Origin of the sequence: Acinetobacter sp. FDAARGOS_515 (genome assembly GCF_003938865.1) — a bacterium.
Lineage (GTDB): Bacteria > Pseudomonadota > Gammaproteobacteria > Pseudomonadales > Moraxellaceae > Acinetobacter > Acinetobacter ursingii.
The window spans coordinates 2,543,354-2,565,210 of sequence record NZ_RKIX01000003.1; the positions used below are offsets into that span (position 1 = coordinate 2,543,354).

Annotated in this window: 18 protein-coding genes; 10 read left to right on the top strand and 8 right to left on the bottom strand. The window is 40.7% G+C overall.

Features of this window, described 5'->3' with window-relative positions; translation table 11 throughout:
- The first annotated feature begins 67 nt into the window (after positions 1 to 67).
- On the top strand, positions 68 to 2,905 hold the full coding sequence (gene rapA / locus EGS47_RS13865; protein WP_125269740.1) for an RNA polymerase-associated protein RapA: 2,838 nt from the start codon (positions 68 to 70) through the stop codon (positions 2,903 to 2,905).
- A gap of 82 nt (positions 2,906 to 2,987) precedes the next feature.
- Here rapA and dps read toward each other — a convergent pair whose 3' ends face one another.
- Positions 2,988 to 3,494 carry a DNA starvation/stationary phase protection protein Dps gene (gene dps / locus EGS47_RS13870; protein WP_005004771.1) on the bottom strand — a complete coding sequence of 169 codons (507 nt, stop codon included), beginning with the start codon at positions 3,492 to 3,494 and terminating at the stop codon, positions 2,988 to 2,990.
- A 155-nt stretch (positions 3,495 to 3,649) separates the two neighbouring features.
- Positions 3,650 to 4,342: an HTH-type transcriptional repressor FabR gene (fabR, locus tag EGS47_RS13875; protein WP_004996933.1), complete on the bottom strand. Its 693-nt coding sequence runs from the start codon at positions 4,340 to 4,342 to the stop codon at positions 3,650 to 3,652.
- A gap of 140 nt (positions 4,343 to 4,482) precedes the next feature.
- Here fabR and EGS47_RS13880 point away from each other — a divergent pair, with 140 nt between their 5' ends.
- Positions 4,483 to 5,544, top strand: a complete 1,062-nt coding sequence (locus tag EGS47_RS13880) for a ferredoxin reductase (protein ID WP_005004770.1) — start codon at positions 4,483 to 4,485, stop codon at positions 5,542 to 5,544.
- A 13-nt stretch (positions 5,545 to 5,557) separates the two neighbouring features.
- A complete protein-coding gene (locus EGS47_RS13885; protein WP_005004769.1) occupies positions 5,558 to 6,652 on the top strand; it encodes a fatty acid desaturase family protein in 1,095 nt (364 codons plus the stop codon).
- A 64-nt stretch (positions 6,653 to 6,716) separates the two neighbouring features.
- Here the strand turns inward: EGS47_RS13885 and EGS47_RS13890 are convergent, their stop codons facing one another.
- Positions 6,717 to 7,421, bottom strand: coding sequence for an SIMPL domain-containing protein (locus EGS47_RS13890; RefSeq protein WP_005004767.1), 705 nt, complete (start codon positions 7,419 to 7,421; stop codon positions 6,717 to 6,719).
- Positions 7,422 to 7,895: 474 nt separating this feature from the next.
- Here EGS47_RS13890 and EGS47_RS13895 point away from each other — a divergent pair, with 474 nt between their 5' ends.
- From EGS47_RS13895 to sohB, 7 genes are all read left to right on the top strand, one after another.
- Entirely contained in the window at positions 7,896 to 9,266 is a 1,371-nt protein-coding gene (locus EGS47_RS13895) for a diaminobutyrate--2-oxoglutarate transaminase (RefSeq protein WP_004988376.1), read from the top strand.
- A gap of 4 nt (positions 9,267 to 9,270) precedes the next feature.
- A complete protein-coding gene (locus tag EGS47_RS13900) occupies positions 9,271 to 10,803 on the top strand; it encodes a pyridoxal phosphate-dependent decarboxylase family protein (RefSeq protein WP_119686628.1) in 1,533 nt (510 codons plus the stop codon).
- Between the two features lie 289 nt (positions 10,804 to 11,092).
- Positions 11,093 to 12,124, top strand: a complete 1,032-nt coding sequence (locus EGS47_RS13905; protein ID WP_119686627.1) for a substrate-binding domain-containing protein — start codon at positions 11,093 to 11,095, stop codon at positions 12,122 to 12,124.
- A gap of 114 nt (positions 12,125 to 12,238) precedes the next feature.
- A complete protein-coding gene (pstC, locus tag EGS47_RS13910) occupies positions 12,239 to 13,618 on the top strand; it encodes a phosphate ABC transporter permease subunit PstC (protein WP_004988369.1) in 1,380 nt (459 codons plus the stop codon).
- Entirely contained in the window at positions 13,615 to 15,012 is a 1,398-nt protein-coding gene (gene pstA / locus EGS47_RS13915; RefSeq protein WP_004988368.1) for a phosphate ABC transporter permease PstA, read from the top strand. The genes pstC and pstA overlap by 4 nt, the downstream gene beginning before the upstream one ends.
- An 11-nt stretch (positions 15,013 to 15,023) precedes the next feature.
- Positions 15,024 to 15,938 carry a phosphate ABC transporter ATP-binding protein PstB gene (gene pstB / locus EGS47_RS13920; RefSeq protein WP_370684998.1) on the top strand — a complete coding sequence of 305 codons (915 nt, stop codon included), beginning with the start codon at positions 15,024 to 15,026 and terminating at the stop codon, positions 15,936 to 15,938.
- Positions 15,939 to 16,087: 149 nt separating this feature from the next.
- On the top strand, positions 16,088 to 17,050 hold the full coding sequence (sohB, locus tag EGS47_RS13925) for a protease SohB (RefSeq protein ID WP_119686626.1): 963 nt from the start codon (positions 16,088 to 16,090) through the stop codon (positions 17,048 to 17,050).
- Between the two features lie 30 nt (positions 17,051 to 17,080).
- Here the strand turns inward: sohB and EGS47_RS13930 are convergent, their stop codons facing one another.
- The 5 genes from EGS47_RS13930 to EGS47_RS13950 form a co-directional block, all read right to left on the bottom strand.
- Positions 17,081 to 17,713, bottom strand: a complete 633-nt coding sequence (locus tag EGS47_RS13930; RefSeq protein ID WP_119686625.1) for a DUF2238 domain-containing protein — start codon at positions 17,711 to 17,713, stop codon at positions 17,081 to 17,083.
- Between the two features lie 85 nt (positions 17,714 to 17,798).
- Positions 17,799 to 19,187 carry an adenylosuccinate lyase gene (gene purB / locus EGS47_RS13935; RefSeq protein WP_119686624.1) on the bottom strand — a complete coding sequence of 463 codons (1,389 nt, stop codon included), beginning with the start codon at positions 19,185 to 19,187 and terminating at the stop codon, positions 17,799 to 17,801.
- Between the two features lie 78 nt (positions 19,188 to 19,265).
- Positions 19,266 to 20,003 (bottom strand): high frequency lysogenization protein HflD, encoded by a 738-nt coding sequence (hflD, locus tag EGS47_RS13940; RefSeq protein ID WP_004988352.1) that lies wholly within the window; start codon positions 20,001 to 20,003, stop codon positions 19,266 to 19,268.
- A 24-nt stretch (positions 20,004 to 20,027) separates the two neighbouring features.
- Entirely contained in the window at positions 20,028 to 21,161 is a 1,134-nt protein-coding gene (mnmA, locus tag EGS47_RS13945; RefSeq protein WP_119686659.1) for a tRNA 2-thiouridine(34) synthase MnmA, read from the bottom strand.
- A 4-nt stretch (positions 21,162 to 21,165) separates the two neighbouring features.
- Positions 21,166 to 21,651 (bottom strand): NUDIX hydrolase, encoded by a 486-nt coding sequence (locus EGS47_RS13950; protein ID WP_119686623.1) that lies wholly within the window; start codon positions 21,649 to 21,651, stop codon positions 21,166 to 21,168.
- Positions 21,652 to 21,857 lie beyond the last annotated feature (206 nt).

The following is a 21,857-nucleotide window of genomic DNA, read 5'->3' on the forward strand; positions in this document are numbered from 1 at the left end:
TACACAAAATGACTGACATTTAATCAAATGAACAGCGTAAAATGTGTGGTGCAAATTTGAGATAAAGGTGGAAAAATTGCAGCAGTTTGCTATTGGTCAACGTTGGTTATCAGATACGGAAACTGAACTCGGCTTGGGTGTTTTAATTGATGTTGATGAACGTTCAATCAGCATTTTATTCCCAAAAAGTGATGAAACTCGTGTCTATGCACGCAACAATGCACCTTTATCGCGTATTATTTTTAATATCAATGATGAAGTGCAGGATCAAGAAGGCAGTAAGTGGCTGGTTGAATCCATCGAAGATCGTCATGGGGTGTTACGCTACAATGTTGTACGTATTCTAGAAAGTGGTGAACAAGAGCGCAAAGCACTGAATGAAACCCGTATTGGCGCTCAAATTCAGTTATCTAAACCAGTAGATCGCTTGCTAGCAAGTCAAGTCGATTATAAGGAATGGTACGATTTACGCATAGAAGCGTTGATCATGCAGGCACAAATGCAAACCAGTCCTTTGCGGGGTTTAATTGGTGCACGTGTTGGCTTAATTCCACATCAGCTTTATATTGCACATGAAGTCGGTCAACGTTTTGCACCGCGTGTACTGCTTGCAGATGAGGTGGGTTTGGGGAAAACCATCGAAGCAGGCTTGATCATTCACCAACAACTCAAAACGGGTCGTTCAGAACGTATTCTGATTTTAGTTCCTGATTCTTTACAGTATCAATGGATGATTGAAATGCGTCGCCGTTTCAATCTGCATTTTTCTTTATTTGATTTGACGCGTACTGCGTCGATGAAAGAACATGATCCAGACTTAAATCCATTTTCGACTGAACAATGCATTATTGCTAGCGTTGACTTGATGATTGATCATGAAGATTTGCGTGAGCAGGCGCTTGAAGCAGGTTTTGACTTGCTTGTGGTCGATGAAGCACATCATTTGATGTGGAGCGAAGAAGAAGGTGGTAATGACCGCTACGATCTGGTTGAAGAATTTGCTCAGCAAACTGCGGGTGTACTGCTACTCACTGCAACGCCTGAGCAACTGGGTGTAGAAAGTCATTTTGCCCGTTTACGTTTACTCGATCCACAACGCTTTAGTCGTCTGGATCGTTTTTTGGACGAAGAAGAGCAATATCAGCAAACTGCGAAAGTTGCTGAAGTACTCATGTCAGATGAAGCATTAACCGATGAACATATTGATGCTTTAGAGGGTTTATTGGGTCATCGTATTGATGATCAACCTGAACAGCGTTATCAAGCCATTCAAGAATTATTGGATCGTCATGGAACGGGTCGTATCTTGTTCCGTAATACCCGTGAAGCGATTCAGGGTTTCCCTGGACGTGATTGTCAGCCTGCCGCTTTGCCAGCACCCGCAGATTGGTCAATGGATGGTAAGTTGCGTGAGCAAATGTGGCCAGAAGAAGGTCAACTGGATGGTGCGTGGATGGAAATAGATCCACGTGTCGCATGGCTCATGGAAATTTTGCGTAAAGATTTAAAACATAAAAAAGTGTTATTGATCGCGCGTAGTGGGCCTGTGGTTGAAGCACTGGAAAATGCATTACGTTTACACGCAGGTATTCGTACTGCGATGTTCCATGAAGGGATGAGTTTGTTGGAGCGTGATCAGGCTGCCGCATACTTTGCGGAAGATAGTTATGGTGCGCAGATTTTGCTCTGCTCTGAAATTGGTTCCGAAGGTCGTAATTTTCAGTTCGCCAGTGATTTGATTTTATTCGATCTACCCGCAAATCCTGATGTATTGGAACAACGTATTGGTCGTCTCGATCGAATTGGTCAGGAAAATCGTATTCAGATTCATGTGCCTTATTTAATTGGAACTGCACAAGAACGTATGTTCCGTTGGTATAACGAAGCATTAAATATTTTTGGTAGCATTTCGCCAACTGCGCAAACCTTACAAGAAAATTTTATTGTCGATCTAAAAGAATGCTTACTGGCTGATCTTGGGCAACGTTTTGAAGATTTACTTGAAGAAGTGAATGTTCAGCGTCAGGCATTGGAAGCTGAGTTACAAGCGGGTCGTGATCGATTGCTGGAGTACAATTCTTGTCGTCCTGTCGTTGCACAACAGATTGTAGAAGCACTTGAAGATTATGATGACAATACCACGCTGCCGATGTTTATGAAGCGATTTATGTCATCCACCAATATCGACTTTGATGAGCAAAGTAATGGTACGGTTATTATCAAACCGACTGATCAAATGCAGGTACAGGGTTTAACCCTAGATGAAGAGGGCATGACCGCGACTTTTTATCGTGATCAGGCGCAAATTCGTGAAGATGCACAATACCTGACATTGGAACATCCTTTTGTTGAAAGTGTCATGGAGTTGATCAATACCCAAGCCTTTGGTAGTACCAATGTGGCGGTATTAAAGTCTAATGCACTTAAACAAGGTTCCGTGCTGATTGAAGTCTGGTTCAAAGTAGATGTGGTTGCCCCTAAAGCTCTTAACCTTCCGTCAAGCTTACCAAAACAGTTGATTCGTGTATTGCTCAGTGAAACGGGTCAGGATTTGTCTGAAAAGATTGATCCAGCGATTTTGAAGCCTTATTTGCATCATCTGGATGGTAATAGCTGCCGTCAAGTTGTGAAAGCGCGTCGAGAAGTGATTGAACAACGCTACACTCAGGCACTTGATATTGCAAAAACGTCTTTACCGAGCTTGATTGAACAAGCCAAACAACATTATGGTCAAAAATGGCAATATGAAATTGAACGTTTAAGCTATTTAAAACAGTTCAATCCAAGTATTCGTCCAGATGAAATTGAACGTCTGCAAAAATTGCAAAAAGAAGGTTTAAATTTACTGGATGGATTAGCTGTGACTCCAGAAGCCATTCAAGTAATGGTTGTAGTAAAACCATAAATTTTTGAATCAGTTGAAAATGCAAAAGGAGGAATTAATTCCTCCTTTTGTGTTTTAAAAGCGTATAGCATCAAGATTTAGATTAAGCCGTCTTGTCCTGATCGATATTGGCTTCAAGGAACCATAAATATTGATCCAGATCCTCTAGAGCTGCATGAATAATATCCTCAGAAATGGGATCTTCAATTTCATCAATCGTATCGCGTAAATGATTCGCTACAATCGCGTAACGATCGGCCAACTCTTTTAAGTGATCCTGCACATCGTGAATTTCAACTGGATAAGCTTTCAAATGCGACGTGTTACTGACGGCTTGAGTCGTCCCCAATGCAGTTCCACCAATCTGAACTGCGCGTTCAGCAACATTATCCAAGTGCGTGATGAGCGAAGTTCTAAAGGTATCCAACATTTCATGTACGGCAATAAAGTTGCTGCCACGCATATTCCAGTGCGCTTGTTTGGTCAGCAATGAAAGATCAATCAGATTCGCAAGAATTTGATTTAAAATTTTAACCGTAGCTTCTTTGACTGACGCATCTAAATTATTTCGTGTATAGACTTTTAATACTTTTGAAGTTGCTTTACTCATGATAACCCCGTATTGAGATGATATTAACCAATTAAAATTGGTCTGACTTAATGTTGTATTTTTAAGCTATCACAATATCTAATTGAGAATTGTTTTTATTATTCAAGTTTTGTATTAGAATTTTTTATTTGACTTTTATTTGTAAAGTCAAAGAATTAGCGTATTTTTGATTCATCTAGATGACGCGCACCCTCTAAAATCATACGAATCATCACCATCGTCTGTTCCGCAACTTCTTCACGCTGTTCATGAGGTAAATCAATGACTTTTGCCCCCATATTAAACACCAATTGAGTAATGGCTTTGGCAACAAGGTCTGGATGAAAAAGTTTGCTACGGTTTAGTCGTTCTAGACGAATTAAATCTTCTTGCAATTCTTGTTGAAAGAAAATGAGTTGACGTTCTACGGCTTCTTTATAGGATTTGGAACCAGTAAAACCTTCTCGCAGTAATAAGCTTAAATTGCCTTCATCGGTATCCAGTTGTTGAATAAATACTTCGACTGAACTGCGAATGATGCTGTTTTGCTTAGATGCTTGTAATCGAGATTCGCGAATAATTTGACGTAACACAATTCCTGAACGATCAATCAGTGCAATTGCCAGTTCATCAATGTCCTTAAAATGGCGATAAAAACTATTCGGGGCAATACCAGCTTCGCGTGCAACTTCTCTTAAACTTAAAGATGCGATACTTTTTTCTGGTCCAATCAAGTTTAACGCGGCTTCAAATAATTCCTCTTTGGTAATGGTTGCTTTACGACCTACGGTACGGCTAGGTGTTTTCTGATCAAATTCAGGAGTGTCAGAATGAGAAGCAAGCGTTGAAGAAAGGGAAGAAGCGGTCATATTTTTCAATACATTGTCGGTATTGAATCATTATAACCATAGAGCTAGGCCATTGGGAAATGCAAATAAAAGTACAAGTGTATATACAAATTTATATACATGTGTATAATAATTAAAAAGCAACCTAGAGTGGCATTACTATGCAAGCAATTCAAAAGAGTCCATCACTCTTTCGTACATTGACGCAATCAGTGTTCGATCCGCATGCAGCTGATTTTTGGCTACAAAAAGTTAATCCAATTTGGTCGACATCACGTGCCTTGGCGCAAATTATAGAAAAAAAACAAGTTGCAAAAGATACGATCAGTTTAACTTTGCAAACCAATCGCCATGTGAAGTTGGGCAAGGCAGGCCAGCATCATCCAGTGAAAGTTAAAATAGACGGTCGTTTATATGAGCGTAGCTATAGTTTAACGGAGCGCAATGGTGATCTGATTTTGACGGTAAAAAAAATTGCTGATGGTAAAGTCAGTACTTGGTTACACGAGCAAAGCCAAGTGGGTGATATTGTCGAACTTGGTCAGCCTTTTGGCGATATGCAACTAGATGATCAACAAAATGTGGTCTTACTGGCTGCGGGGAGTGGTATTACTCCAATGTATAGCCTGATTGAACAACTGAAACGTAATCAGCAATTGACTCAAGCCCAAGTCAAACTTTTATATTGGGTTAAACATCGTAATGAAGCCGCTTTTGCCTCAAAATTTGAACAACTTGCATCTCAATATCCACAATTTGAGTACAAAATTTTTAGTACGCAAGATGTGCAACACGATGACCGTTTAAATGTAACGCATTTGGCTGCAATCGAAAATCTGGAAAATACAACCGTCTACGCTTGCGGACCATCAGGTTTTGTGCAAACCGCAGAAGAATTGTTTGGTCATGCTCAATGCTTTATGAGTGAAGCATTTAGTTTGACTCAAATCTCTGACAATGACACAGGTTTTGTCAATGTCACTTTAAGTCGTTCCAATAAAACAGTCGCTATTCCAAAAGGACAATCCATTTTAGCGGGACTTGAACAGGCCAATATCAAGCCTACTTACGGCTGCCGCATGGGCGTCTGTCATAAGTGTGTCTGCCAAAAGACGCAAGGCACTACTCAAGATTTGCTCAATGCCAGTGAAAATAGCGAACCAAAAAATCACATTAAAATCTGTGTTAGTTCAGCCAAGTCTGATCTTGTGATCGACCTTTAAAGAGAGAACTCCCATGAATATGCCTGTCAAAGTTGAATATTTTAAAAATCCAAAAAATAGAGAATTAACCCAAGCTGAGTTAGATCAATTTGCCCAAGAGTTGGATCAAATCAAGCAAGAAGTCTTGGATGATATTGGTGAAAAAGATGCTGCCTACATTCGCCGTGTCTATAGTGCAATTCGTTATACCAGCGTCTTAGGGCGTGCCTGTTTATTTGCAGGTTGGTTTCCGCCAGCATGGGTTTTGGGAACTGGTCTATTGGGTGTTTCCAAGATTCTGGAAAATATGGAAATGGGTCACAATGTGATGCATGGACAATACGACTGGATGAATGATCCCAAATTTAATGGACAGACCTATGAATGGGATACCGTAGGAACAGCCGATAACTGGCGTCAAACCCATAATTTTAAACATCATACCTATACCAATATTAAAGGTATGGATGATGACATTGGTTATGGACTGTTGCGTTTATTTCCAGAACAACGCTGGAAACCAGGGTTCTTGTTGCAACCTATTTATAGCATTCCTTTTTGTTTGTTATTCCAATGGGGTGTTGCTATTCAAAATCTGGAAATTGGTAAAGTGATCTATAAACGTAGAACATGGAAACAGTTTATGGCAGATTGGAAACCTGCACAGAAAAAAATGGGTAAGCTCCTGTTTAAAGATTATGTATTTTTTCCATTGATTGCTGGGCCTGCGGCTTTGCCTGTATTTACGGGAAATCTGGTGGCCAATGGGATTCGTAATATCTGGACATTTAGTATTATTTTCTGTGGTCACTTTACCAAAGATGTCGAAGTTTTCCCAAAAACGGTATTGCAAAATGAAAGTCGTGGTCATTGGTATATGCGTCAAATTCGTGGTTCTTCAAACCTGACAGGTTCGGAAGTTTTTCATATTTTGACAGGACATTTGAGTCACCAAATTGAGCATCATTTATTTCCAGATGTACCTGCACGTCGTTATCGTCAAATGGCACCCAAAGTTGAAGCGGTGTGTAAAAAATATGGCATTCATTATAACAACGCGAGTTTGGTAAAACAGTATGGTCAAGTGCTTGGACGTATTGTGAAATATGCGTTTCCGTTTAAGAAATAGTTTTTGCGTCATTGTGATGAAAAATAGAGAGATTAAAGCTCTCTATTTTTTCGTAATTAGGTAGTTATTTAAACTGAATCGTACCATTTGCACTGACTGTAATTTTAGATTCACCTGCTGCCACATCTTGTGCAGGAGCAGCTTCAGCCGTTGCAAATTTTGCCATACTGGCGCGCATCATAATGGGCTGTGGGAAATAATTATTGGTATTTAAATTGAGATTGACCAGATTATAACTACCTTTGTTCCAAGCTTGTGTAATCACCTGCGCACGTTGCTGGAAGTTTTTGGATGCTTCGACCATGAGCTCATTTTCAACTTTTTTACGTTGTTCATCCGAGACTGTAAAATTAATCGATTGGGTCTGGAAGTTTTGCTGTAATTCACTGATCAACTGACTTGCTGCTTTAAAATCTTTACTTTCCAGACGGATTTCAGCGCGTCCACGCCATTCCTTAAATTTGCTGCTGTCATTGTCATAAACTGGATAAGTGCTTTGCGCGCCTGTTTCAACTTTAACCTGCGGATATTTACGCGAGACTGCCATCGCTTCATTCATCAGTTGATTAATTTGTGTAGCCAATGCAGCAGGTTGTTTATTACTTTTTTCAATATAAAGTGTGGCATGCATTTCATCATTGGACACTTGACGGGATGCTTCTGCCTGAACATTTACCACATTATAGTTAAGCGACTCATTTTCTGCTGCAAATACAGCAGGACTCATGCTCGCAGAAAGTAATACACTGCCCAATAATAGATGACGCATAACATCTCCTTAGAATATAAAATAAAAAATTGTTTTTATCTCAATCTATCTTAATGATCAGTGATGTAGAACTTAAACATCTTTTGTGGAAAGTTTGTAATAATTTAGATGTAATTAGAATCTATATATTGACAGCTAAACTATTAAAAATCATATGCTTAATTATTCTTGATGATAAAATAAATGTTAAATTTATCAAAAGCAAAATAGTAGATAAAAAAAGCGTATTTTCTTTCGCTTGTCACATAGTATGATTATAAATTGTTCAAGGAGTTAGGCATTTATTTTTTTTGATCTATCTACATGAAATTATAGACCAAAAGGTCTTTATTTTTATACAAAAAAGGGTATCATCGCCCTCCTAGTGATAAGAAAGCAAATGTTGCCTAACTAGAATCCTACAAGCACCGAGTCAAAGGACCGCAAGTCACCAGACTTATTTCTTTCAACCCATATCAGAGATGGTAATTCGATATGAGCGTTAATTCCGTAAATCCTGCCACCCATTCAACTAACGAATACTACTTGACTCGCCAAAGTCAGATGGAATCGAATGTTCGTAGTTATCCGCGTAAATTACCGTTAGCCATTGCCAAAGCGCAAGGCTGCTGGGTTACAGATGTCGAAGGTACTCAATACCTTGACTGTTTAGCGGGGGCGGGGACACTGGCTTTAGGCCACAATCATCCTGCGGTGATTCAAAGTATTCAAGACACTTTAGCAAGTGGTTTGCCTTTACATACTTTAGATTTAACAACTCCTTTGAAAGATGCATTTACTGAAGCATTACTCTCTTACTTGCCTGGCGGTCAGGAAGAATATTGTTTACAGTTCTGTGGTCCATCTGGTGCAGATGCGACCGAGGCAGCGATTAAACTTGCCAAAACTTATACTGGGCGTAGCTCAGTGATTAGTTTCTCTGGCGGTTATCATGGTATGACGCATGGTTCTCTTGCAATGACAGGTAACCTAAGCGCTAAAAATGCTGTGAATAATTTAATGCCGGGCGTACAGTTTATGCCATATCCGCATGAGTACCGTTGTCCATTAGGACTTGGCGGTGAAGCGGGTGTTGATGCATTAACTTATTATTTTGAAAATTTAATTGAAGATGTTGAAAGCGGTGTCACCAAGCCTGCTGCCGTGATTCTTGAAGCAATTCAAGGTGAAGGCGGTGTCGTGACTGCGCCAGTGAAATGGTTGCAAAAAATCCGTGAAGTGACTGAAAAGCACAATATCGTTTTAATTCTGGACGAAGTTCAGGCTGGTTTTGCACGTTCAGGCAAAATGTTTGCTTTTGAACATGCAGGTATTGAGCCTGATGTAGTCGTCATGTCAAAAGCTGTGGGTGGTGGTTTACCGCTTGCTGTATTGGGTATTAAACGTAAGTTTGATGCATGGCAACCTGCGGGTCATACTGGTACTTTCCGTGGTAACCAATTGGCAATGGGTACAGGTTTAGTGGTGTTAAATACCATTAAAGAACAAAACCTAGCCAAAAATGCGCAAGAGCGTGGCGATTACCTGCAAGCTGAATTGAAAAAATTGGCTCAGGAATTTCCATGTATTGGTAACGTGCGTGGTCGCGGTCTGATGATTGGTGTTGAAATCGTAGATGAACGTAAACCAGTAGATCGTATTGGTTCACGTCCAGCTGATGCACAATTGGCTGCTGCCATTCAAACCGCTTGTTTCAACAATAAACTATTGCTTGAAAAAGGTGGTCGTAACGGTACCGTAATTCGTTTACTTTGCCCACTGATCATCTCTCAGGATGAATGTGTTGAAGTGCTCGCGCGTTTCAAAAAAGCAATGGGTGAAGCACTTAAAGCAGTTCGAGGCTAATCGCATGGTTGATTTTGCAGAACATCGTAAAGCGTTACTCTGCAATGATGCTGGTTCTATTGCTGACTATCAGTCAGCAATGGATGAGGCGGTGAAAGCCGTTGCTGCATGGTTGCAAAATGACAAAATGTATACAGGTGGGAGCATTAAAGAGTTGCGTTCAGCGATTTCTTTTAATCCTTCAAAAGAAGGGATGGGGCTACACCAGTCTTTAAGTCGTATGGTTGAGTTATTTCTCAACAAAAGCTTAAAGGTACACCATCCATATTCTCTTGCACATTTGCATTGTCCAACGATGGTGACTAGCCAGATCGCGGAAGTGCTCATCAATGCGACTAACCAGTCGATGGATTCGTGGGATCAAAGCCCTGCGGGTTCATTAATGGAAGTGCAATTGATTGATTGGTTACGTCAAAAGGTTGGTTATGGGTCTGGCCAAGCAGGCGTGTTTACCTCAGGTGGTACGCAGTCCAATTTGATGGGTGTCCTATTGGCACGTGACTGGTGTATTTCTAAAAACTGGAAAGATGAAAACGGTCAACCGTGGTCAGTTCAACGTGATGGTATTCCTGCGGAAGCTATGAAAAACGTTAAAGTCATTTGTTCTGAAAATGCACATTTCTCTGTGCAAAAGAACATGGCGATGATGGGCATGGGTTTTCAGTCTGTTGTGACTGTTCCTGTAAACGAAAATGCACAAATGGATGTGGATGCGCTTGAAAAAACCATGGCGCATTTGCAAGCTGAAGGCAAAATCGTGGCATGTGTGGTGGCTACTGCGGGTACAACCGATGCAGGTGCGATTGATCCACTCAAGAAAATCCGTGAAATCACCCATAAATATGGTGCATGGATGCATATTGATGCCGCTTGGGGCGGTGCATTGATTTTATCGAATGCACATCGTGATATGCTAGATGGTATTGAACTCTCCGATTCGATCACTTTAGACTTCCATAAGCATTATTTCCAAAGCATTAGCTGTGGTGCTTTCTTATTGAAAGATGAAGCGAATTATCGCTTTATGCATTATGAAGCAGAATATTTAAACTCTGCTTATGATGAAGAGCATGGCGTACCGAATCTGGTTTCTAAATCATTGCAAACCACTCGCCGTTTTGATGCCTTAAAGCTTTGGATGACCGTGGAAGCCTTGGGTGAAGAACTGTATGGTTCCATGATTGATCATGGTGTGACGCTTACTCGTGAAGTGGCTGATTATATTAAAGCAACAGATGGGCTTGAGCTTCTGGTCGAACCACAATTTGCTTCAGTATTGTTCCGTGTTGTGCCTCAAGATTATCCTGTTGAATTTATCGATAGTCTGAATCAAAACGTTGCAGATGAATTGTTTGCACGTGGCGATGCCAATATTGGTGTAACTAAAGTTGGGCAAGTTCAGTCTTTAAAAATGACGACACTTAGCCCAGTAGCAACACTGGATAATGTGAAAAGCTTATTGGCACTGGTGCTTGCTGAAAGTGATCGTATTAAAGATGACATCGTTGCAGGAACTTATACACCCGCAATTGATTAAGTCTTATGATTATGAAAAGGTCACTTCGGTGGCCTTTTTTATGACAGAATAATGAAATATTACATTTTAAACCGTAAATAAAAATAAAAAACGCATATTGAAAATTGAAGTTACATATTGAAATTAAAAGAATTTTATAAAAATCAAAGTTTAGGGTCGAATTATCACAAAAGCGTCATCAAGTTGTCACCTAATTGTCATATTTTAAAATCAAAATGCATGTATCGAAAGTACACACACTCACTTACCCAGTGATGTACCCACTTAAGCTAAATAAAGAGAGAAGAGCATGCGCTTAAATCCACGTCAACTTGCCATTGCACTTGCAGTTTCTGGGGTCGCTATCGCGACTACTGCGAATGCAGCCCGTGATACGATTCAGATCGCTGGTTCATCCACTGTTTTACCTTATGCAAGTATTGTTGCAGAAGAGTTTGGTAATACTTTCCCACAGTTTAAAACTCCAGTAGTCGGTTCTGGTGGTACATCTGGTGGTTTAAAACAGTTCTGTCAAGGTGTTGGCGATAACACGATTGATATTGCAAACGCTTCACGTAAAGTTAAAGATACAGAATTAGCTGCATGTAAAAAAGCAGGCGTAAACCAAGTACAAGAAATCAAAATTGGTTATGACGGTATTGTATTTGCATCAAACTCAAACAAAGCAGCTTATAAATTAAAACCAGCCTTTGTTTTTGCTGCGCTTGCTGAGAAATTGCCATCAAATGGCCAGCTTGTACCAAACCCATATACACGCTGGAACCAGATTGATAAATCACTTCCAAACGAGCCAATTACACTGGTTATCCCAGCATCTAACCACGGTACTCGTGAAGTATTCCAAGAAAAAATGGTAGAAGCGGGCTGTGAAGCTTACGATTACTTCAAAAAAATGGACAAAGAAGAACAGAAAAAAGCTTGTTCAGCATTTCGTAAGGATGGTCGTGTGATTGAAATCGCAGGCGACTATACTGAAACTCTGGCACGTTTAAAAACCTCTCCTAGCGCAGTTGGTGTATTTGGTTTAGGCTTCTATGACCAAAACCGTGACAAGCTTCGTGTTGCAACTGTAAACAATGTAGCGCCTTCTGAAAAAACGATTTTGAATGGTAGTTATCCTGTATCTCGTCCTTTATTCTTCTATGTGAAAGGCGAACACGTAAAATCAATTAAAGGCTTACCGCAATATGTAGAATTCTTCCTGAACAAAAAGACTTCAGGTAAAGGTTCTAAACTTGAAAAAGCGGGCTTGATTTCAATGTCTGATTCAGAACGTGCAAAAGTACTGGCAGACTTTAAAGCAGGTAAATCTGTTAAATAATAGATTGAAAATGAGAGCTGATGTGGGTGTGATACCTTCATCAGCTTTTTGTCTAGCAAGATGTTTAACTGGGTTTTTTCAAAGAATGAAAATTGAGAAAACGGTGGAGATTACATGAATCTGCTATTGATTGGCGTGCTATTGGCACTCATTGCCATAGCTTATCAAATTGGGTTGAGCAAAAGTCGCAGCCTAGCAGGTAAGGGAAATAACTCTGCATTATTACATTCACGACCGGGCTATTATGGCGCATTGGTCGCGTTATGGTGTGGTATCCCTGCTTTTTTAATTTTGATTGTTTGGAATTTGGTCGAACCCAATATTTTAAAGCATGTCGTTTTGGATCAAGTTCCAGCCGCAACTTTGGCAGGAATGGACCAAGCCAGCATTGAAGTATTGATGAATCGTGTTAAAGCGATTGCTTCTGGTTTCGGTGTTACCGATCAACCCGCTGCTTACGAACTTGCCGCCGCAGCGCAACTCGCTAAAGTACAGACCATTGGGTCATATGCCAAACTTGCGGTAGTGCTTTGTGCTGCGATTGTTGGTTTATTGATTGCAAAAAAACGTGTTGCAGAGAATTTTAGAGCACGTAATAAAGTTGAAAAAATTATTAATATCACGCTCGCACTCTGCTCGGGTGTAGCGATTCTGACGACACTTGGCATTGTGATGTCAATGTTTAGTGAAGCCTTAAGATTTTTCTCTTTCGTGAGCCCACTCGACTTCTTCTTTGGTACTGAGTGGAATCCAGGTTTTAGTACATCAGGTAGTGCAGAAGGTAGTTACGGTCTATTACCACTACTTTGGGGTACCCTCATGGTGAGTGGTATTGCCTTACTGGTTTCAGTGCCGATTGGTTTGATGATCGCAATTTATCTGGCTGAATATGCTTCTCCTACGTTGCGTTCATGGGCAAAACCAGCCATTGAAATTTTGGCGGGTATTCCGACCATTGTGTATGGTGTATTTGCCCTGATGATCATTGGTCCATTCTTTAAAATGGCGGGTGAATTGGTTGGCATTAATATCAATGCCACCAGTGCGCTCACAGCGGGTTTTGTGATGGGCATTATGATTATCCCATTCGTATCTTCACTTTCGGATGACATCATTACTCAGGTTCCACGTGCACTACGTGATGGTTCACTTGGACTAGGTGCGACCAAATCTGAAACGATTCGTCAGGTGGTGATTCCAGCAGCATTGCCCGGCATTATTGGCGCATTCTTATTGGCTGCATCGCGCGCGATTGGCGAAACCATGATTGTGGTACTGGCAGCAGGGAATAGTCCTTTACTTCATGTCAATCCATTAGAAGCAGTGTCTACAGTGACAGTCACGATTGTCAACCAATTAACAGGTGATACAGATTTCGCAAGTCCTCAGGCGCTGGTTGCATTTGCTCTAGGTTTGACGCTGTTTGTAATCACTTTAGGTCTTAACATTGTTGCACTTTATATTGTGCGTAAATATCGCGAGCAATACGAATGAGTACATCAAATACTTCTACACCTTTGGATCAAAATAGTTTTGATCCACAAGTTGCCGCGGAATTACGCGAAAAACGTAAGAATACGATTCAAAAGTCTTTGGCAAAACGCCATCGCAAAGAAACGACATTTCGATTATTTGGTTTTTCTGCGGTTGTGATTGGTCTGTTATTTGTTGCCCTATTATTTGGTAGTATCTTGGCAAAAGGTTTACCGGCTTTTTGGCAAACCAGTATGACGGTTCCTGTTTATTTCGATCCGACCCTCATTGATGCAGGCCCTAAACCTGTTCAAGCGTCAGGTGAAACACCAGCCCATTTTCAGGAACGCTATATTGAGTGGCAAACCAAAATGGGTATGGTCGATTGGGATGCATTAATCGTAAATGGTTTGATTGCCAAAGATCCATCTTTAGCTTCAAAACGTGATGATTTAAGTAGTTTGTACACTAGCTCTGAATCTTATCGCTTACGTGATATGGTCTTTAAGGATCCATCATTAATTGGTAAGCGTGAAGATATCAAGTTCCTAGCAGATGCCAATGTCGATGTCTGGTTAACAGGTAAGATCGATCGTAGTTTGCCAGATGATCAACAACAATTGAGTCCAGAAGTGCGTCAATTGGCCGATCAATTAGAAAAAAATGGCGTACTTACACATTCATTTAATACCAATATTTTCACCAATCCAGACTCTCGTAGTTCGCCTGCAACCAGTGGTTTAGCCGGTGCATTTATGGGCTCGCTGTTTATGATGTTGATTGTGATCTTTATTTCGATCCCAATTGGTGTTGCCAGTGCGGTATATCTGGAAGAGTTTGCGAAACAAAACGTGATGACCGATGTCATTGAAGTCAATATTAATAATCTGGCTGCGGTTCCGTCGATTGTATTTGGTTTGCTTGGCGCTGCGATCTTTATTAACTGGATGCATTTACCTTTATCTGCCCCATTGGTTGGTGGTCTGGTCCTCAGCTTGATGACGCTTCCAACCGTTATTATTACGACGCGTGCTGCCCTGAAAGCTGTTCCACCATCGATTCGTCAAGCTGCGCTTGGTTTAGGAGCTTCACGGGTGCAAGTGGTATTCCATCATGTGTTGCCATTGGCATTGCCGGGTATTTTAACCGGTGCGATCATTGGTGTAGCTCAGGCTTTGGGTGAAACTGCGCCGTTACTTTTAATTGGTATGAGTGCTTTCGTCGCAAGTATTCCTACCAGTCCACTGGATCAATCAACAGCTCTACCTGTTCAAATTTTCTTATGGCAGGGTAATGAATTACGTAACTTCTTTGAAGGACGTACCGCAGCAGCCATTATTGTGCTCTTGGCAATGATGATCGGTTTAAACAGCCTCGCAATTTGGTTACGTAAAAAATTCGAAGTGCGTTGGTAATAGAGGGTGAGATGATGAATACTATTGATACAACAAATGCCTTAGAAAAGGATAAAACAGTGAATTCTGATCAAAAGCAATTTACCAGTGCTGAAACGGAACCAAAACGTCAGACTTCATTTGTTTCACAGTTTGATACTCAGACGAGTCCAAAAAAAGAAACAAAGCAAAACGTCAAGCTCAGTGCTAATGATGTGCATGTCTATTATGGTGATAGCGAAGCGATTAAAGGCATTGATATCAGTATTTATGAAAATGAAGTGATTGCTTTTATTGGGCCTTCTGGTTGTGGTAAATCAACATTCTTACGTACCCTGAACCGTATGAATGATACGATTGATAGCTGTCGTGTGACGGGTAAGGTATTATTGGATAATCACGACATTTATGATCCAAACTTGGACGTAGTGTTACTACGTGCTCAAGTTGGTATGGTTTTCCAAAAACCAAACCCATTTCCAAAATCAATTTTTGACAACGTTGCTTATGGCCCGAAACTACATGGCTTGGCACGTGATAAATACGATCTCGAAGAGATTGTTGAAAATAGTCTGCGTAAAGCAGGTTTGTGGGATGAAGTCAAAGATCGTTTGAATCAGCCAGGCACAGGCTTATCAGGTGGTCAGCAGCAACGTTTGTGTATTGCACGTACCATTGCGGTTAGTCCAGAAGTGATCCTGATGGATGAACCTTGTTCGGCACTTGATCCAATTGCAACAGCAAAAGTTGAAGAATTAATTTCTGAACTTTCTAATCAGTACACCATTGCGATTGTAACGCACTCGATGCAACAAGCAGCACGTGTTTCTGACCGTACCGCATACTTTCATTTGGGTGACTTGATTGAAGTCAACTCTACTGAAAAAGTCTTTACTCAACCTGATCATCAGTTGACGGAAGCGTATATTACAGGTCGTTTTGGTTAATTCTGTTCTATTAGAAAAAGCACCTTTGGGTGCTTTTTTTATTGAAAAAATGGCTGTATATCATCTTGTTTTCAAAAGTCATATTGAAATTTTCTAGTTTAGCCCTCATCTTTTGTTGATAAACAGGAACTGTAGAGAATAAACAGCTTATGCTATTTCATTTACCTAAATTACCCGCTGAACTCCATGTCAGCCATTTAAACGCGCGAGTGAATGAACAGCGTAAAAAAATAGCTCAAACCACTGCGTCAAAATTTGAGCTATTACAACTAACTCAACAACTGGCGAAAGAATCCAGATCGCGTAAGAAAAATAACCAAAAAGTCTTTGTACTCGATTTTAAAGGTGATATTCAGGCATCTGCTGTTGAACAACTACGTGAAGAAATTACACTGGTATTAGCAACTGCCAAAGCAGGAAAAGATCGTGTAGTGGTTCGTTTAGAAAGTCCAGGCGGCATGGTACACGGTTATGGCTTGGCAGCAGCGCAATTGGTTCGTCTGCGTGATGCAGGGTTTCATGTCACCATCGTGGTCGATAAAGTGGCTGCGAGTGGTGGTTATATGATGGCCTGTATTGCGAGTGAAATTATTTCAGCGCCATTTGCGATTTTAGGTTCGATTGGTGTTGTGGCACAGGTTCCAAATTTTAATCGTTTGCTGAAAAAGCATAATGTCGATTTTGAACTCTACACAGCAGGTGAATACAAACGTACTGTAACCATGTTTGGTGAAAACACGCCAGAGGGAAAAGCCAAATTTGAGGAAGAGTTGCAACAAACGCATGCGCTATTTAAGCATTTTGTAGAAAAGTATCGTCCACAGCTGAATGTTGAAAAAGTAGCAACAGGAGAGCATTGGTACGGTCAAGATGCTTTGGATTTAAATCTGGTTGATAAATTACAAACATCTGATGAATACATTTTGGGCTTATTGCCACAACATGATGTCTATGTCATTAGCACACGTAAGCGTCCAACCTTAGGTGAAAAGCTTGGACTGCAAGCTGCGCAATTGGCGGACCATTTGATTCCAACTGTAATGAATAAATTTGTGGAAAGTTTGAGTAAAGCGAATAGTAATTTGGTTCAGGTGCGTGATCCTAAACTTTAATTTTTTTGCTGCATCTTTAAAAGCACTCGATTAAGAGTGCTTTTTACTGAATAGATATTGTCCCAAACCATAGATTATGGTTCCAATCGTTGCCATGAGCATATCTTTATGCGCATCCCACATATCACCTTGTTGTCCATTATATTTTTCAGCCGCTTCAGGCGACATGCCGATCGCGATGGCCCACTCTATGAGTTCATAGGTCATACTGGACGCCATGACAAATTGTAAGACGAGCAAAAATAAGGTACGGGGTTGGGCTGTTGGAAACCAAACTTGAAAACAACGATAAAAAAATGGATAGAGCAAAAAGCCATAGCTAAAATGCACCAAACGATCATACATGTTGCGCTGCCATCCAAAAAAATGATCTAAATCAAAATGGAAAATCGCTTTAATCCAGTCGTTATAAGGTACATAAGAATATAAATAGTGGGCTGCCAAAATATGAATAAATAGAAAACCCAGATAGAAACTAAAACTTAGAAAATCTAAGCCAATTTTTTTAAAGCTAATCACCAATAAAATAAGCATCAAGACAGTCCCCACTTGATGCAATAAATATGATTCAACTTCTAGGGGATGAATGCTGGCAATCGCAATTTCAATAAAAATAAGCAGAAAGCCAAGCCAGTGTCTTAGGGTAAATTTTTTCTCAATCATATCGAATCATTCTTTTTTGTTTGTAATAGGCGATAAAAAACGGAACCATTTTACAATGATTCCGCTCTATTTTAACTGATATCGATTAAAGCTTATTGATTAAATCGTTGATTTGTTGAGCTTGTTCTGCTGCATTTCCCGTATAAGTTGCAGGAGTCAGTTCAGCAAGGCGAGCACGTTCATCAGCCGGAACTTGAGCAAGTTCATCACCATTGACAAAGTTGACCATCATGTCACGGGTCATTGCTTGACCACGCGTAAGTGCTTTTAATTTTTCGTATGGTTTTTCAACATTATAGCGACGCATTACCGTTTGAATCGGTTCAGCCAGAACTTCTTGAGCTTGGTTTAAATCTTCATTTAAGCGATTTGCATTTAACTCAAGTTTACCAATCCCTTTTAAGCAAGCATCAAAGGCGATCAAGCTTTGAGCAAAACCAACACCCATGTTACGAAGAACAGTAGAGTCGGTTAAATCACGCTGCCAACGCGAAACAGGCAGTTTTTCACCGAGGTGACCGAGTACTGCATTGGCAATACCTAAGTTACCTTCAGAGTTTTCAAAATCAATTGGATTGACTTTATGTGGCATGGTTGAAGAACCAACTTCACCATCTTTTAATTTTTGCTTGAAATAGCCAAGAGAAATATAGCCCCAAACATCGCGGTTAAAATCGATCAAAATCGTATTGTAACGGCGTAGTGCATCAAATAATTCCGCCATATAGTCATGCGGCTCAATTTGCGTAGTGTATGGGTTAAATGCCAAACCTAAAGATTCAACAAATGCTTGTGCATGTGCCGCCCAGTCAATCTCTGGATAAGCTGACAAGTGCGCATTGTAGTTACCTACAGCACCATTGATCTTGCCAAGTAATTCAACATTTTCGAACTGTTTGATTTGGCGAGCCAAACGATAGGCAACGTTCGCCATCTCTTTACCCAAAGTAGTTGGACTTGCAGTTTGACCATGTGTGCGAGATAACATGGGTTGGTCAGCATGCGTCGTCGCCAAAGCTGCAATCGCATTCAAAATTTGTTTCATACTAGCGATTAAAACTTCACGACCATTTTTAAGCATTAAAGCATGAGACAAGTTGTTGATGTCTTCAGATGTACAGGCAAAGTGAATAAATTCACCTGCATCTTTTAATTCATTAATATTGGCAATTTTTTCTTTTAAAAAGTATTCAACTGCTTTTACATCGTGATTGGTAGTGCGTTCAATCTCTTTAATACGATTGGCATCATCTTCAGAGAAATTGCTTACAATGGCATCTAAAGCGGCATTGGTTTCACTTGAAAATGCTGCAACTTCAATGATTTCTGGATGGTTTGCAAGCGCTTGTAACCAACGCACTTCAACAGTCACACGAGCATGAATTAAACCAAACTCAGAAAGATAGGGACGTAAAGCATCACATTTGCTTGCATAACGTCCGTCAAGTGGCGAGAGTGCGGTGAGCGCGTTCATACAGGTTCCTTCATATCCCTCCTTTTGTTAAGAGGAGGCTAGGTGGGGTTTAAATATAAAATAAAATTTGTTGCAACATCAAAGTTCGACCATTTGATACTGTAAACGAGCGAGTGTTTGAATGTCTTGAAGCAATTTACGTTTGCTAAAAATCATATTCCATGAGCTACCACCTAACTGCCGCCAAAGATGCGCCATTTGCAATCCAGTAAATAGACAGGCTCGGATACGGTTGGTGTGATTGCTATCTTTGAAAGCTTCAGCGTTGCCGCGAACCATGATGCGCGGATTAATCTGACCTGCTGTCTCGACATAGGTTTGCGCAAGGTTGGCAATAATACTCGGATGTAAATAGTTATTATCGAAAAATGACAGTTGTTTTAAAATTTTTTGCTGTGATTTTTCAATAATTTCAACATATTCTGGGTTTTTGTAGACTTTCTTTTCAAGTTGCAACAATGACATGGCATAAGTCATAGGCAGCTTGGCATTTGAGAGTTTAGGTAAACGCGATTTCGGTGAGCTTGAAAAAGGTTGAGTAATACTACTTTCCAGTGTTTTTAAACCCAGTGAAATATCGGCAAGCTGATGAAAGAAATCCAGTGTTTGCGTACTTGAATTCATAGCAGGGCGTATATTGAGACAGGCCTTAATCAGTTGTTCAAAGTAGAAGTTTCCACTTTCACCAATACTTTGTTGACCTGTCATCGCTGTCATGTGGGTCAACTGCGCGGCCTGAAAGACACCCGCAAGCGCCAAGGCACGGTTTTGACGTACATTCAGTGCTTGAGGCTGTTGAAAAGGGGTGTCAACCATGCCTAAGATTCCTTCATATATACTTTAAATAAAATCGGGTTTGGGTGCATTGGTGTTCAAGATTACACCGCCACCTAAACAGATCTCATCGGCGTAAAATACAACGCTTTGTCCTGGCGTGACCGCCCGCTGTGGTTGATCAAACTCAACACGAATACCATTTTCAGTATTTTCATCACGATAAATGGTACACGCCTGATCAGGTTGACGATAACGGGTTTTGGCTGTACATCGAAAACCCGAAGTTGGAATTTCTTGCTCACCTGCCACCCAGTCAATTGACTCACTCCAAAGCTGTGTGCTTTGCATAAGCGGATGTTCATGACCCTGACCAATCACCAGTCGATTATTGGCGATATCTTTATGTAGTACAAACCATGCGCCTTCAGGTGCATTCTTCAAACCACCTAAACCAATACCACCACGTTGACCCAGCGTATAGTACATTAAGCCGTGATGTTCACCAACCTCTTGACCATTATCCAAAACAATTTTTCCGGGTTGAGCAGGTAAATATTGTTTGAGAAAATCATTAAAGCGACGTTCACCAATAAAACAAATACCAGTCGAGTCTTTTTTCTTGGCTGTAGCTAAATCGAGTTGTTCCGCAATTTTACGGACTTCGGGTTTTTCAATTTCGCCCACAGGAAATAAGGTCTTATTAATTTCACGACCATGAACCGCATGCAGAAAATAGGTCTGATCTTTATTATTGTCGACACCACGTAACAATGGCGCGTAGCTTTCACCACGTGAGTTTTGCAGACTTTCACCACGACGTGCGTAATGACCTGTGGCAATAAAGTCTGCGCCTAAGGTCATCGCATGATCTAAAAATGCTCGGAATTTAATTTCTTTATTACAGAGGATATCTGGATTTGGGGTACGTCCCGCAGCGTATTCAGCAAGAAAATGCTCAAACACACGATCCCAATATTCCATGGCAAAGTTAGCCGTATGGAGCTTAATACCAATTTTATCGGCAACCGCTTGGGCATCTGACAAATCTTCTAGTGCTGTACAGTATTCCGTTCCATCATCTTCTTCCCAGTTTTTCATGAAAAGACCTTCAACCTGATATCCTTGTTGAAGTAAAAGTGCAGCAGAAACCGATGAATCGACTCCACCAGACATCCCGACGATGACGCGTTGTGACATAGGATTAAGCATCCAGATTTGAAGTGAAAGAAGGAGAATGGTGCTCATAAATGAGCGATAAAGGAAAGCGTTGACCGCTTAAAGCATCTTGAATGGCTTTGGTGACCAACGGACTACGTGCGCGAGCTGTTTCCTGCAATTCATCCAGATTCATCCAGACAGCGCGGACAATACCTGTATCTAATGTCGCATTTAGGTCAACATTGACACTATGCGCTAAAAAGCAAAAACGGTAATAAGTCCGATCTGGAAACATTGGCGGCGTATAGGTATACATGCCAAGCAATGCATCAATTTCAACCGTATGACCTGTTTCTTCAAGAGTTTCACGAATCGCAGCTTGGATCAGGGTTTCACCAGATTCAACATGACCCGCAGGTTGGTTGAATACGGTATGGGTCACGCCTTCGCTATGTTCTTCGACAAATAGAAAACGTCCATCTTTTTCAACAACCGTGGCAACGGTAACGTGCGGTGTCCAAATGGTCATAAAAAGCACCCTGATTTAAAAGCAGTATGATACAAAATTTGGGGCGCGGTGGCTAGGCTGCATCTACTATTGGCGACAATACTTACGGACATTGAGAATGAAAAGAAAGTACAGTGCAAAAAACACACACAGAAGGTATTGTAAACTCATGATGATTGCACTGATATAAGGGTGTGAAAATTGCCTTAAATAAGTGAAGTATGCGC